Source organism: Methanosarcina sp. MSH10X1 (assembly GCF_004099695.1).
In the GTDB taxonomy this organism is placed as follows: domain Archaea; phylum Halobacteriota; class Methanosarcinia; order Methanosarcinales; family Methanosarcinaceae; genus Methanosarcina.
The window spans coordinates 32,288-45,681 of sequence record NZ_SCHL01000023.1; the positions used below are offsets into that span (position 1 = coordinate 32,288).

The following is a 13,394-nucleotide window of genomic DNA, read 5'->3' on the forward strand; positions in this document are numbered from 1 at the left end:
AAAGGCAACGGGAAATCTAAGTTTTTAAGTTCTTCCACGGATGTATCATCTCTCTGGAGTATCCGGTAGTCCAAATAATTTTACACTTGAAAAGTATTCAACTTACGGGTCTATAACTCGCAGACTTGGATTTTACAGGCAATCCTTAAAGCTTATCTAAAAGTCTAAACCTTATCTATCCATATTCAATTTTGAATTTATATTATACTTTGGGGAGCTGGCAATGTGATAAGGATAAAATCTTTATGTCTATTGGGCTTGCTTCTGTTCCTTCTTATCCTTCCGGATTCACTGCCGGGCGTATAGATCCTGCGGCTACTGATGTAACTCCTGCTTCTGATCAGGATTCAGAAGCTTCGGTAAAGGATATGCAGGACTCAATGCCTGACAGAATAAACAGTTCTTTGCCCGAAGAGGCAGCTTCAGGAGAGCGAAATAATATAGAGAGGAATAAAGGTACTTCAGGTCCGGCAGATCCCGTATCCTCTGGGATCCCGGATGTTCCGACTTATTCCGAAGAAAAATCAATTATTGTTTATCCTAAGGAATACAGGTTGCTATCCCTGAATTTCCAGAGAGGCATCGGGTCAGGAAGTGAGAAAATTGCATCTGAGATCTTCAATATTACCGGAAAGACTTCAGGATACGATATTAAAGATGCATGTGATGTTTTTGATTATGTGAACCGGCACTGGAAATACCGTTACGATGAAAATGCCGAGTTCTTCTTTGGGGCTGCTCAGACTATAAATGACGGTTATAAAGGCGACTGTGATGATTATTCCATAGTCGTATCTGCCCTTTTAAGGAATATGGGATTCAATACAAGGATCGTTACTGCAACAAATGAGGGTTACGGACACGCCTATCCTGAGCTTTACATAGGGGATAATAAAGAAGCTGCGTATGAGATTCTCGGATATGTACATGGCAGATATCCTTATGCTGAAAGCATTTTGTGCTCGGGCAGGGAACTTGAAGGAGGGGAAATTCAGTACTGGTTGAACTTCGACTGGAGTGGTTCAAATGGGTCCAGGCATCCTGGAGGGGCATATTTTGAAGGAGCTGAGGTAATTTACTATCCGAATGGATTAATCGAGTTCCGGATAAGGACATAAATTAAATTCCCCAGAGCCCGTTCTTGAGCGTAGAAATTCATCTCTTTCCTATTTTTCCCGTTTCTTTTTCATTACTTTTTATTTTTCTTCCTGGCAGGCAGGAAATTAGAAGTCTGCGGCAAAGTATGTCTGATTCCTTTTCCTGAAAAAGGCTTTAGTATTGAAACTAAATTTTTATGATTAACTTTATATGGGCATACCTCTACCTCTTTAGTAATAAGAAATTCCGGACGGGCTATATATCTTAAAAAAGAAGTAAAGGGGAGTATTATGATGATGAACGACTACAGTGAACTAATACGTGGAGATAGAGTACGGGCTAATACGCCTCCCGAGATTAATCAAACAATCGATACTGAAATAGCTGCATCAGTTCGGTTCTATGCGAGCAAAACCGATTATGAAGTCTCCAAAAGGATAATAGAGCTGGATTCGGAATGGGATATCGAGCGCTATCTGGAAGCTAATGCAGCTATACTTACCGTTATCGGATCTGCAATGGGGTTAAAAAAGGGCAGGATCTGGTTTATTCTTCCTCTTACAGTAGCGATTTTTCTGCTCCAACACGCGGTGCAGGGTTGGTGTCCTCCAGTATCCGTATTCCGAAGGCTTGGCATACGTACAAGACGTGAGATCGAGGTGGAGAAATACGCACTTAAAGCTTTGCGCGGGGACTTTGACGATGTCTCCGATCAGGAAAGCACCGTAAGCCGTGCAAAAGAGGCTGTAACTGACAGTAGAAGTGTCTAATAATTACGATAAAAATAGTACGATAAGAGTCGCATATCCAGCAAAAATGCCTGAGATTTAATTGCAGTAAAATTTCTTACTAGATTTATTTTTTAAGTTTGCTTGATGAAACTTTAGCTGCTTTCTGAAATCATTAAAGTCCAGGCTTTCCTGCTTATTTCGTTCGGGAAATTTTGCCCTGCTGATCTGCTAAGCCTGAATCCTTTTCTGCTCCTGGCCACGGCATCCTGTAATTCCCGTTTTCCTCTTCGAATTTTATTCTTAGATATTATTAAATAAATACAGACCATAATTTGATTCTGCCGAACGATATTCATTTTTTAAACTTAAGGGGGAATTGAAACGTCTACGGGAGTAGGTAATCTCGACAAAAGTATTGACCTGACCAATGTATGGATACGGGATATTCTGAGCCAGTTGAGGTGGCAGAGCAAGGAAAGCGGCTATCAGGCACTGCGGGGCACGCTGCACGCGCTCAGGGACAGGCTTCCGCCAGAAGAAGCCGTCGACCTCGCGGCACAGTTGCCCCTTGTGATTAAAGGGATGTATTATGACGGCTGGACTCTCAGGGACAAGCCTGAGAAATTCAAAAAAGAAGAGTTTGCAAGAAGGGTGCACGCACAGTTTGAATTCGATGATAATATAAATCCTGCTGAAGTTATCCGTGCTGTGCTGCGGGTAATGTACAGGCATATGGGTGAAGGCGAGCTTCGGGATGTAAGATCGAATATGCCGAAAGAAATTCAGGAATGGTTCCCTGAGGAGGTCGCACCAAAGGGATAATAAGCGTGCATTTAATTGGATTTTTTCTGAAACCCTCCATCTGTCCATTCCGGGTTTCTCTTTTCTTTCTCTTTCCTTTAGAAATATCTTTTCTTCATTTCCTTCAAAACTTTCTCCCGTTGTTCCTTTCTCAAAAGAATTATATCATATAAATCCTAACTATGTTAAACTCTTCAATGTTACAAATTCAGATAATTGTGTTAAGCCCGAATAGAGATTGAGGTTTTAAAAATGACAGAAAAACTTGGAATTCTGGCCATAGGCCACGGGAGCAAGCTGCCTTATAACAAGGAAGTTGTGACTCAGATCGCAAATTATATCGCACAGAAGCACTCCGATGTTGTTGTGAGAGCCGGTTTTATGGAGAATAGTGAACCAACGCTTGAAAAAGCAATTGAAGGCTTTTCAGGAACTGGCGTTACAAGAGTTGCAGCAGTGCCGGTTTTCCTGGCTTCGGGAGTTCATATAACAAAGGATATCCCGGAAATCCTGAGCCTTGATGAAAAAGGCTGTGGTACCCTGGAAATTGATGGAAAGACGATTCCCGTGTGCTATGCAAAGCCTCTCGGGGCCGATGAGCTTATCGCTGAACTTGTGTTCAAAAGGGCTCAGGAAGCCCTTTAAATTCATAGCCTGGTCCGGTTATATCATGGACCTGCATAGGAAAAAGTTCGCCGTGCTCGACCTGACCCACGGCGGCATTCCAATTGCAAAAAGTCTTGCAGGCGCTGGAAACGAAGTATCCGGCATAGACGTCTACGGGACAGTCGAGCCTGGTATATTGCTTGAACTTGAGGAAAAACACGGGATACACAGCTCAAAAACTCCTTTTCCTGTCTCCGAATTCGATTTCCTGGTCGCGCCCGTACATCTGGACCCTGCCTATCCCATGCTCGTAGAAGCCAGAGAGCAGGGAAAAATTGTCCTTTCGCACCATGAAGTTGTTGGAGAGATTCTCAAAGGCGATTCAAGACTCTCCGGAATGAAAACGGTTGAGGTTACGGGCGTAAAAGCGAAAACTAGTACAGCATCCCTCCTTGCCGATATGCTATCCGGGCAGTTTGAAGTAGCGCTGCATACATCGCGGGGGCTAGAATACTGGAAAGCGGGCGTTTCTTCCCTGATCTACAAAGGTCTGAGCATAACTCCCGGAAGTATTCTGGTCGCAGTTGAGAAAGTTTTTGAAGCAGGTTTCAGGCCGGATTTTTTTATCTTTGAAATCTCAATAGGAGGCACAGGCACTGCCGATTTCGGGATCCTTACCACCCTTTCGCAGGACTACGGAATAGCAAACAATACCGTCCCTGCAAGCGAGGCAAAACTCCAGCTTGTCAGGCACGCAAAACCCGGAAGTATCCTTCTCATTAATTCAGGAGCCGAAAAAGCCCTTAAAGTTGCAAAAACAACCCGGGCAGGGATTCTAACCTTCAAAGACCCTTTCAATACCGAATTCTCTGAAACCTCGGGGCAGATAGCCGATTTTGTACTGGAGACCGGATACAGGACCGGGGAACCGCTAACATCTTCAGAATTGTCGACATCTCCGGGGTTATCAGGTTCTGTCGTTCGCTTAATGCGCAGGGGAAAGGAAATTTTTTCAGCTTTCCCGCGTCCGGGATATAATATTCTGGCTTACAGGACTGCCTTCGTTGCAGCATCAGCAGCCGCCCTCGAACTTGGAGCTAGACGTGAAGCTGTTATATCAGTAATCGAGAGGTTCACCGGGCTTTCGGGTAGAATGCAGGAGAAGGAAATAAACGGGATCTTCCTGATAGATAATTCCAACTCAGGCATGGATATCCTCTCCGCCGAAAAAGCCCTTGATTATGCTCTTCTTAAGAAAAAGGACGAGAAAAAGGAAGGTATTATCCTCGTGCTTGGAGAAGAAGCTTCTCAGGTCTGCGAGGGGCTGCCCCCAGAATCCGTTCAGGGTTTTGTAACAAAATTCGGTACAAAGTGCAGGCAGGTTATCCTGGTAGGAGAGCGGATGAGGGCAATAATCGGAAAAAATGTATCTTATGCGCAGAACCTTCCTGAAGGGCTTTCGAAAGCTTCGGAATTTGCAGGAGGAGACGATATAATACTTTCTTCGGTAAAATGTTTCCGTTAAAGGTTCCCTTTACGGGTTATTTCCACTGAAGAATTACTGAGGAATTCCGTAGAATTACCGGAGACATTTCTATCCGGGTAACTATTCCGAAGAGCCATATTCCGGATACAGACCGAAATAAGGTTTCAGGTGTCTTTCCGGAATTTTTATGATATAGTTTTATACAGGCTCTTCCAATCTGTATCCGTTCTCATTATTTGTTTAAATTTCAACTGATCGCGTTTCCGGACCCTTCATGCGGTACAGGCGGTATCCTATGCCACTGGATGCAGAAGCCATCTGAAAGAAACACACCTTATTATTCCTATCAGCATCAATTATCAGAATAAGAGGATTTGTCATGACTGGAAAAGAGATTTCAATCATCCATCCCCGCCCGAGTTCCATAGTTGCGGCTCTTTATACTCTCAGGGACTTAAATGTCGATGTCGCTATCCTGCACGGGCCTCCCGGCTGCTCTTTCAAGCATGCAAGGCTGCTCGAAGAAGATGGCATACATGTCGTAACCACAGGTCTTGATGAAAGCGGTTTCGTCTTCGGGGGGCACGACAGGCTTGTAGAATTAATAAACAAGTCTGTGGAACTTTTTAACCCCAGGGTTATCGGAGTTGTAGGCACCTGCGCCAGCATGATTATCGGAGAAGAGATGCACGAAGCCGTGCTTGAGGCAAATCCCGATGTCCCTGTAATCGAAGTTGAGGTGCACGCAGGCTACCACAATAATACAAAAGGCGTGCTCTTTGCCCTGGAATCCGCACTCGATGCCGGGATTATCGACCATAAAGAATTCGAGCGCCAGGAGTACCTGCTTGCAAAAGCCACAGACGTGGAAAAGAGGTTTGGGGCTGCAAGCAGGGAATATCTTGCCCCCTCCCGGGGGGATGTTAAATATAAAGTTGCAAAGCGTGTAATTGAACTTCTCAAAGAAGGCAAGAAAGGCCTGGTCATAATGAATGCCAAAAAGGAGACCGGCTACATGTTTGCAGATATCACCCTTGCAGTCAATGAGGTTGCAGCAGCCCTCGGGAAAAAAGACAATCTTATTAATATGGCAAATATCGATCCGAAGCTCGGGCTTCCGCGAGTAAGGCAGCATGCCGAATACATAATGAGAGACCTGAACTTACACGGCGTTAAGGTGCATGAAATCATTGGCGGCATGGACGAGTATCCGGTTGCAGGGGAAAAGGTTAGTGAACTTATAAAGGAAAAATACAGCGATTTCGATTTTGCGATCATTACGGGCGTTCCTCATGCAATCCCTATGGAGCACATAAGGGGCATGGAGCTGATTTCGATTACTAACGGCCCGAGACAGGTCCTGCCCTTAAAAGAGATGGGACACGAATATGTGCTGGTCGAAATCGACCTTCATCCGAAAACTCTGGGTGTCAGTGAGATCGTGGAATCCGAGTTCGGGGCTACCTTAAGGGAAATTGCAAAGGAAGCCTGAGCGAGAAGAAATGGGATAAAATCAGGAGGAAGATCCTTTGAAAAAACAAAAGATCATAGCAATCTACGGAAAAGGCGGCATAGGCAAATCAAGTACGGCCTCAAACGTTGCCGCCGCCTGTGCTGAAGCAGGCAAGAAAGTAATGATCATAGGCTGCGATCCTAAAAGCGACTCATCAATCACCCTGCTTGGAGGCAGGAGAATTCCAACCATTCTGGACCTCCTGCGCGAGGGCGTGGATATAAAAGAAGAAGACGTGGTTTTTGAAGGATATGCAGGAGTCAAATGCGTGGAAGCCGGCGGCCCCGAACCCGGTATAGGGTGTGCGGGACGAGGGATAATTGTTGCAATCCAGAAACTGAAGAGTATTTCAGGAGATCTCCTGAAAGAGCAGGATCTGATAATTTACGACGTGCCCGGAGACATTGTCTGCGGCGGGTTTGTTGCCCCTGTCAGGAAAGGATTCGTAAATGAGGCCTATGTCCTGACTTCAGGAGAGTACATGCCCCTTTACGCAGCTAATAATATCTGTAAGGGCCTTTCCAAGATAGGAATGCCTCTCAGCGGAATAATCTGCAATTCCAGAAATGCAAGCAGGGAAGAAGAAATCGTTGCGAAGTTTGCTGAAGAGATCGGCAGCCGGCTTATGGCTTTTATCCCGAAGAGTCAGGTTGTCCAGGACTGTGAAAGGGAGGGTTACTCTGTAATGGAAAAGGCACCCGAGTCCGATATTGCAGATACTTACCGCAAACTTGGAAAAGAAATCCTTGAAAACGAGAAAAAAGTTACATCCGATTCCCTGAGTGACGAGCGATTAAGGGAATTGACAAAGTGAACTGAAGCATATTTAACCTTATAATATCGCATGAAATAGATCAGGGGTATCGAAAAAATGCTTAGTGACAGGCAATCCGCAGCAGGGAGCATTCCAAGGATTCTCATCTCCGCAGACCGTTCTTCTTCAGGCAAGACCACAATTTCCATGGGTTTAATGGCTGTCCTAGTCTCAAGGGGATACAAAGTCCAGCCTTTCAAAGTCGCTCTGGACTACATAGATCCGAGTTACCATACTGAAATAACGGGCAGGTTCTGCAGGAATCTTGACGGCTACCTTATGGGCGAGAGCGGGATTCTGGATGTCTATACCCATGCCTGCGAGGCCGGAGATCAGGCTGATATTACGATTATCGAAGGGGTTCGAGGACTTTACGAAGGTTTTGAGAGCCTGAGCGATCTTGGAAGCACTGCCCAGGTTGCAAAAATCCTCAAATGCCCTGTAATTCTTGTAATCAATGCACGAAGCATTACCCGTTCGAGTGCCGCCCTTGTCAACGGATATAAAAACTTTGACCCTGATGTTGAAATTTCAGGGGTTATCCTTAATAACATCGGAAGCCGCCGCCATGCCGAGAAGGCAAAGGAGGCGATCGAGTATTATACAGGCGTTCCGGTTATAGGAATTGTTCCTAGAGACCCTTCGATGCAGATTTCCATGCGCCATCTAGGGCTTATACCAGCGCTCGAGGGCCGAAGACGGCTTGGGGACGGAGGTTTTGATGCCCGCCTTCAGGGCATTGAGGAAATTATCAATAAAGGTATTGATGTGGACCGTTTCCTGGAAATCGCAAAAAGGGCAGAGCCTCTGAAAAGCCCTGAAAATAGCGTTTTTTCTCCTGCTCCCAATGCCGGAGTCTCCAGACTGAAGATAGGTGTAGCTCTGGACGAGGCTTTCAACTTCTACTATCGCGATAATCTCGACCTTCTGGAACTTGCAGGCGCAGAAATAGTTTACTTCAGCCCGGTTAAGGATACATCCCTTCCTGAGGTTGACGGGCTCTATATCGGGGGAGGCTATCCTGAACTCTTTGCAGCCGAACTTGAAGCCAATGAGTCCATGCGCCAGGATATCAAAAAAGCTTCTGCTGCAGGCATGCCTATTTACGCCGAATGCGGGGGGCTTATGTACCTTACGGAAAAAATAAGCACAGGAGTCCCAGGGAAGGGAACCTATCACGATGCTTCAATGCCGGAGTCCACGTACTCAATGGTCGGGGCTCTCCCAGGACACACTGTTATGGGACAGACAAGAGTGGTCAGCTACAATATCGGAATCCTTACAAAGGACTGCCTTATCGGGAAAAAAGGCAACAGTTTCAAAGGGCACGAGTTCCACCACTCAGAAATAAGGGAAATTCCCGAGGATGCCGAATTTGCAATAACCCTGTCGAGGGGAACTGGCATAAAACACGATAAGGACGGGCTGATTTCCGGAAATACCCTTGGCTCTTACGCTCACCTGCATGGAGTTGCGTACAGGGAACTTGCAGGCTCACTTGTAGAGGCTGCAAGGAAGTTTCGGGAATCCAGAACTCTTCCATAGTATGCACAGGACTTCCGTTAATACAGGCATCTTACGTATGCTGCAATTATTTTAATAACGTGTGCGGATTCAGACGAAGATATGCCTGTAAACAACTAATCCGTATGATACATTCCAGATTGCAGGTTCAAATCCCGAAAGCCTGAACCTTTGCAGGTCGAAAGAGCAATATTATATTAAACCACATTATAACAAGTTAGATTATAGTAAATGGACTGTAACAAATTATATATGAGAATCCAGATTAAGATAACTCACATTATAATAAATTAGACTACTGCACGCAAAATTATAACAGGTCGATTACAACAAGCCAGCCTGTTATAGAAACTTATTTTCATTTTATTTTCTTTTCAGGTGAATCTATTGAAAACACAACTTAAAGGAGACCGTGTACTTGCCGGAAAGGAAGCGGTAGCCGAACTTTACAAAACTGGTTATTTCGGACGCCCTAAAGGTGATGGGCTCGAACTCTCACTTGTAGAAGCTGCTTTCCTTCTGTCCAGAGGAAAGCTGGAAATCGAACTCGAGGGTAAATTGCTTGATTTCAGAACCTTTTTCGAACAGGCTTCTTTGAGGCAGCCGAATTTTGAGCTGAAATATATCGTTTACAAGGATCTCAAGGAGAGGGGTTATTATGTCCAGCCATCAGCCGCGGATTTCCGGGTGTACCCCAGAGGCAGCCATCCGGGTAAAAGTGCAGCAAAGATCTTTGTCCATGTCCAGTCGGAAAGACAACTTCTTCCTGTAAAACTTCTGCAGGACTCGGTCGCCTCGGCAGAGAATGTACGCAAGCAGTTTATCCTGGCTGTGGTGGATGAGGAAAGCGACCTCACATTCTATGAGGTTAAAACCGCAGTCCCTGAAGGAGATATGCCTGAGCCGTATCCCGCGGTCGAAACCGATGCTACTTTCCTGGAAGACAGGGTAATAGTGTGGGATGCCCAGGCTTCGGAAACGCTCTATTCAAAGGGCTTTTACGGGAAAATGCTGGACTCTGAAAGGCTGCAGCTCTCCCTGGTGGAGTCCCTTTACCTCTTCTCCAGAGGTGTGATAACGGTTCGGGACAGAAAAGGCAAGGTATTTTCATTCGACGAGTTTATCAGGAAAGCCTCGGAGATTGAGAGCTCTTTCCTGAGAAAGTACAGTGCATATAAAGACCTCAGGGATTCTGGGCATGTAGTCAAAACCGGCTTTAAGTTCGGGACGAATTTCAGGGTATACCGGAAAGTCGAGTCGATTGAAAAAATTCCACATTCGGAGTACCTTGTTAATGCCATCCCTATAGATTTCGAGTTCAGGCTTCCGGTTATGTCGGGAGCGGTCAGGCTTGCAAACAGCGTGCGGAAAACTATGCTTTTTGCAGTTGAGAACGGGGAAAATCTCGAATATCTGGACATCAGCCGGACGAAAATGTGATCCCTGTCCGGAATGTACAGAGTATTTTCTCCTGCTGTCAACATTCCTTAGAATTCATAGAATAGGATCTTCAGCCGAGGATGAGTATAAATGTGGGATATAATTGCAGTAGACATCTCTGGCAGGCACAGGATTAAAGGAGGCTATTACATGGTATGTGCAGCAGCAGCTCTGACGGTCTCGGCTAACTATATTGAGAAGGTCAAGCAGGTCAAAATCCTGCCCCTCTGGCTAAAAAGAGCTCCCAGCCTGCTGGATATTGTGCAGTTGATTGAAGATACGGCTGACCAGCTTTCCTTCGAGGGCACAATTGTTGCAGAAAAAGGGGACATGTACAATAAACCGAGATGGGTGACCGAAAGCATGTTTTCCAGAGCTTTCAAGTATCAGGAGTCCATTGCCGAGAGACGGTCCATCGAGCTCGTGCACCATATTTCCCTGAGCACCCGCAATCTATTGATAAAAGAACTTCAAATCGAGGCATGAAAATTTCAGCAGAACAGAAACCCGGAAACGGGAACAGGGTAATTCTTGCTAAACGGACAATTCCCAATTCTGATCCGGAGCGTGAGGAATACCTCTTTCAGGAACTCAGAGAACTTGCAAAAGCAGCAGGTTACCTGCCGGTAGGTGAGCTCAAGCAAACCAGGTATCCCGACTCAAGGTATCAGCTGGGCAGGGGGAAAATTGAGGAGCTTGCCGAGCTTGTGAGGAACACGGGTGCAGATAAAGTAATTTTCTATAACAGGCTTTCTACGACCCAGCTCTTCAATATTTCGGAAATTTGTAAATGCCAGATTATTGATAAATTCCAGCTCATCCTTGAGATCTTTGCAAAAAGGGCGATTACCCACCGCTCAAAACTGCAGGTAGAACTGGCAAGATTGAGGTACGAGGTACCCAGGGCAAGAGCCGTTGTTTCTCTTGTTAAAAAAGAAGAAAGAGCAGGGTTCATGGGGCTTGGAGATTACGAGGATTCGTATGAACAGGACCTGAAGAAAAGAATAGCAAGGATTGAGAATGAACTCGAATCGGCAGAAAAAGACGATGAGTCCCTTCGGGCTTTAAGGCATAGAAAAGGCTTTTCCTTAATTTCCCTTGCAGGGTATACAAATGCCGGAAAAAGCACACTCTTCAATGCTATTGTAAGTGAGTGTGTCGAGGCAAAGAATATGCTTTTTACGACGCTTGTACCCGTGACCCGGGCTCTGGATCTCGGCGGGCGAAAAGCTCTTCTGACCGATACCGTGGGATTTATAGAGGATCTTCCCCACTGGCTGGTTGATGCCTTTAAATCCACCCTTGACGAAATTTTTCTCTCGGACCTTATACTCCTGGTCGTGGATGTAAGCGAAAAACCCGAGATGATCCTGCAGAAACTTTCTACATCTCACGACACTCTCTGGGACCGGATTCAGGGAGCTCCTATTATCACTGTGCTTAACAAGGTCGATCTGGTTGACGAATCCGAACTTGACAGTATTCTGGAACAGATCGGTTATATGGCTCCGAACCCTGTATTTGTCTCCGCAAAAAAAGGTACCGGCATTACTGCGCTAAAAGCCGAGATAGTCAAGCACCTGCCTCCGTGGTGTTTTTGTTCCCTTTCTCTTCCAAATTCGGAAGAAGGAATGTCAATTCTTTCCTGGCTCTATGAAGAGGGAATTGTACACAGGGTTGAATTCGGAGAGCTGATCCATGTGGATTATGAAGCTAGAACCGAGATAATCAACAGAGCACATGCTCTCCTCGGACCCAAAGAAACTTAAATATTGTTCTGATCAAACTTTTCTGAAAAGTTTGGCACACGCTCTCCTCGGACCCAAAGAAACTTAAATATTGTTTTGATCAAACTTTTCTGAAAAGTTTGGCACACTCTCTCCTCGGACCAGAAGAAGTCTTAAGGCATCCGGACCATTCCCAGGTTCTTCTGGAGATTATAAAGCCTTTTCAAATTTATAAAAGGTGCTGGAATATTAATAGAACGTTTTGCAATATCTTTTTCTTATAAAATTTTTTGTATGGCTGGAGTACTGTTCGTATAAGTACGAAAGGTATTTATATTCAAAAGTCGTTTGTATACATGCGAACGGGCGTCTACTGAAGACATCAGACCCTCCTAATATCATAAACTATACCCTTAAAACCAGATTTTGCTATGTTTCGGCCCGTTCGCAATTCCTCCTATGTTTTATTTTTTATGACTCGATTCGTTCGTAATACGACGAATTTTTTCAGGTTTCGTTTCAAAATTTATATAAATTCATTTCTCATTTTCCTGTTTGCATGAAATTCGATCTGCACGTACACTCCGAGCATTCAAAGGATAGCAAATCGAGCCACGACGCCATTCTTGAAGCAGCGCATAAAAAAGGACTTGACGGGTTTGCTATCTGTGACCACGATACTGTGGAAGGCGGGCTTACCTGTCGAGAAAGGGCTCTGGAACTTGGCTTTGAGCTTACGGTCATTCCCGGGGTAGAGGTTACCTGTTCGAAAGGGCACATTCTGGTGCTCGGAGTCAGCCAGAATATCGAGCCCTTTCTGAGTCCGGAAGAAACGATCGCAAGAGCCCGGAAACTTGGGGGCACGGTTATTATCCCTCACCCTTTCAAGCGCAGTTCTCACGGCATAGGAAGTTTTGAGGGGCTTGATATTGACGCTGTTGAGGTTTTCAACTCCCGCTGCCTTTTCAATAGCGCCAACCGGAAAGCCGCAACCGAGGCAAAGAGGCTTGGAATCCCTGGCGTTGCAGGAAGCGATTCCCACATCGCTGAAATGGTGGGTCAGGCGTACACCGAGATTGATGCGTCGAAAAATACTCTTGAAGCCGTGCTGGAAGCTATCCGGAAAGGAAAAGTAGCCCCTGCAGGAAAAAATACGCCCACGCACATTATTCTTAAACAGATGTCAGGCAGTGCCGGGCGAAAGATTAAGAGAAAAATGTTTCGTAAAACCTGAGAATCAAAATAAAACTTTTAACATAATCTGAAGTCTCAAAGGGATTACAATATCCTTAACAGGAGCTATAATCTTCTTATGATTGCCTACTGTCAATCCTCTTTTTACTTGTATACTGATTTTACAATAATTGTCACAAATGTGATGGGTACTATCACAAATATGATGGGTACTATCACAAATATGATAGGTACTATTACATTGAATGTAACCACGATGTTACTGATTTTCATTTTTCTTCTTTAATTTACTTTCATTTTTAAATTCTTGATATTAATCGATTTTTTCTTTTTCAAAGTAAAGTATTTATTGTGGAAACTCTAATAATTTTTTGTTTCAGTTAAATTTTTACTTATTTTGTTTTGGGGAAATTCTAATGGCCGGGAAATTTGACGAATTTTCTATTTTCTTTGAGGATAC

The 13,394-nt window shown here is 44.9% G+C and carries 12 protein-coding genes; all 12 read left to right on the forward strand.

The features are described 5' to 3' along the window. The first annotated feature begins 245 nt into the window (after positions 1-245). The 12 genes from EQO05_RS13610 (at position 246) to EQO05_RS13665 (ending at position 12,974) form a co-directional block, all read left to right on the forward strand. Positions 246-1,118, forward strand: coding sequence for a transglutaminase-like domain-containing protein (locus tag EQO05_RS13610; protein ID WP_240664709.1), 873 nt, complete (start codon positions 246-248; stop codon positions 1,116-1,118). A gap of 270 nt (positions 1,119-1,388) precedes the next feature. After that, positions 1,389-1,868: a YgaP-like transmembrane domain gene (locus tag EQO05_RS13615; protein ID WP_128507395.1), complete on the forward strand. Its 480-nt coding sequence runs from the start codon at positions 1,389-1,391 to the stop codon at positions 1,866-1,868. A 396-nt stretch (positions 1,869-2,264) separates the two neighbouring features. Next, entirely contained in the window at positions 2,265-2,651 is a 387-nt protein-coding gene (locus EQO05_RS13620) for a DUF2267 domain-containing protein (RefSeq protein WP_255420863.1), read from the forward strand. Between the two features lie 231 nt (positions 2,652-2,882). After that, entirely contained in the window at positions 2,883-3,275 is a 393-nt protein-coding gene (cfbA, locus tag EQO05_RS13625) for a sirohydrochlorin nickelochelatase (protein ID WP_128507399.1), read from the forward strand. 25 nt (positions 3,276-3,300) lie between these two features. Further along, entirely contained in the window at positions 3,301-4,761 is a 1,461-nt protein-coding gene (gene cfbE / locus EQO05_RS13630; RefSeq protein WP_128507400.1) for a coenzyme F430 synthase, read from the forward strand. Positions 4,762-5,101: 340 nt separating this feature from the next. Then, a complete protein-coding gene (gene cfbD / locus EQO05_RS13635; RefSeq protein ID WP_128507402.1) occupies positions 5,102-6,214 on the forward strand; it encodes a Ni-sirohydrochlorin a,c-diamide reductive cyclase catalytic subunit in 1,113 nt (370 codons plus the stop codon). A gap of 37 nt (positions 6,215-6,251) precedes the next feature. Next, positions 6,252-7,049, forward strand: coding sequence for a Ni-sirohydrochlorin a,c-diamide reductive cyclase ATP-dependent reductase subunit (gene cfbC, locus EQO05_RS13640; RefSeq protein ID WP_128507404.1), 798 nt, complete (start codon positions 6,252-6,254; stop codon positions 7,047-7,049). A gap of 57 nt (positions 7,050-7,106) precedes the next feature. Then, entirely contained in the window at positions 7,107-8,594 is a 1,488-nt protein-coding gene (gene cfbB, locus EQO05_RS13645) for a Ni-sirohydrochlorin a,c-diamide synthase (protein WP_128507406.1), read from the forward strand. Between the two features lie 366 nt (positions 8,595-8,960). Further along, a complete protein-coding gene (endA, locus tag EQO05_RS13650; RefSeq protein ID WP_128507408.1) occupies positions 8,961-10,013 on the forward strand; it encodes a tRNA-intron lyase in 1,053 nt (350 codons plus the stop codon). A gap of 90 nt (positions 10,014-10,103) precedes the next feature. Then, on the forward strand, positions 10,104-10,499 hold the full coding sequence (locus tag EQO05_RS13655) for a DUF2209 domain-containing protein (RefSeq protein ID WP_128507409.1): 396 nt from the start codon (positions 10,104-10,106) through the stop codon (positions 10,497-10,499). Then, positions 10,496-11,782 carry a GTPase HflX gene (gene hflX, locus EQO05_RS13660; RefSeq protein WP_128507411.1) on the forward strand — a complete coding sequence of 429 codons (1,287 nt, stop codon included), beginning with the start codon at positions 10,496-10,498 and terminating at the stop codon, positions 11,780-11,782. Before EQO05_RS13655 ends, hflX begins: the two co-directional genes overlap by 4 nt. A 517-nt stretch (positions 11,783-12,299) precedes the next feature. Then, entirely contained in the window at positions 12,300-12,974 is a 675-nt protein-coding gene (locus tag EQO05_RS13665; RefSeq protein ID WP_128507413.1) for a PHP domain-containing protein, read from the forward strand. Positions 12,975-13,394: the final 420 nt, after the last annotated feature.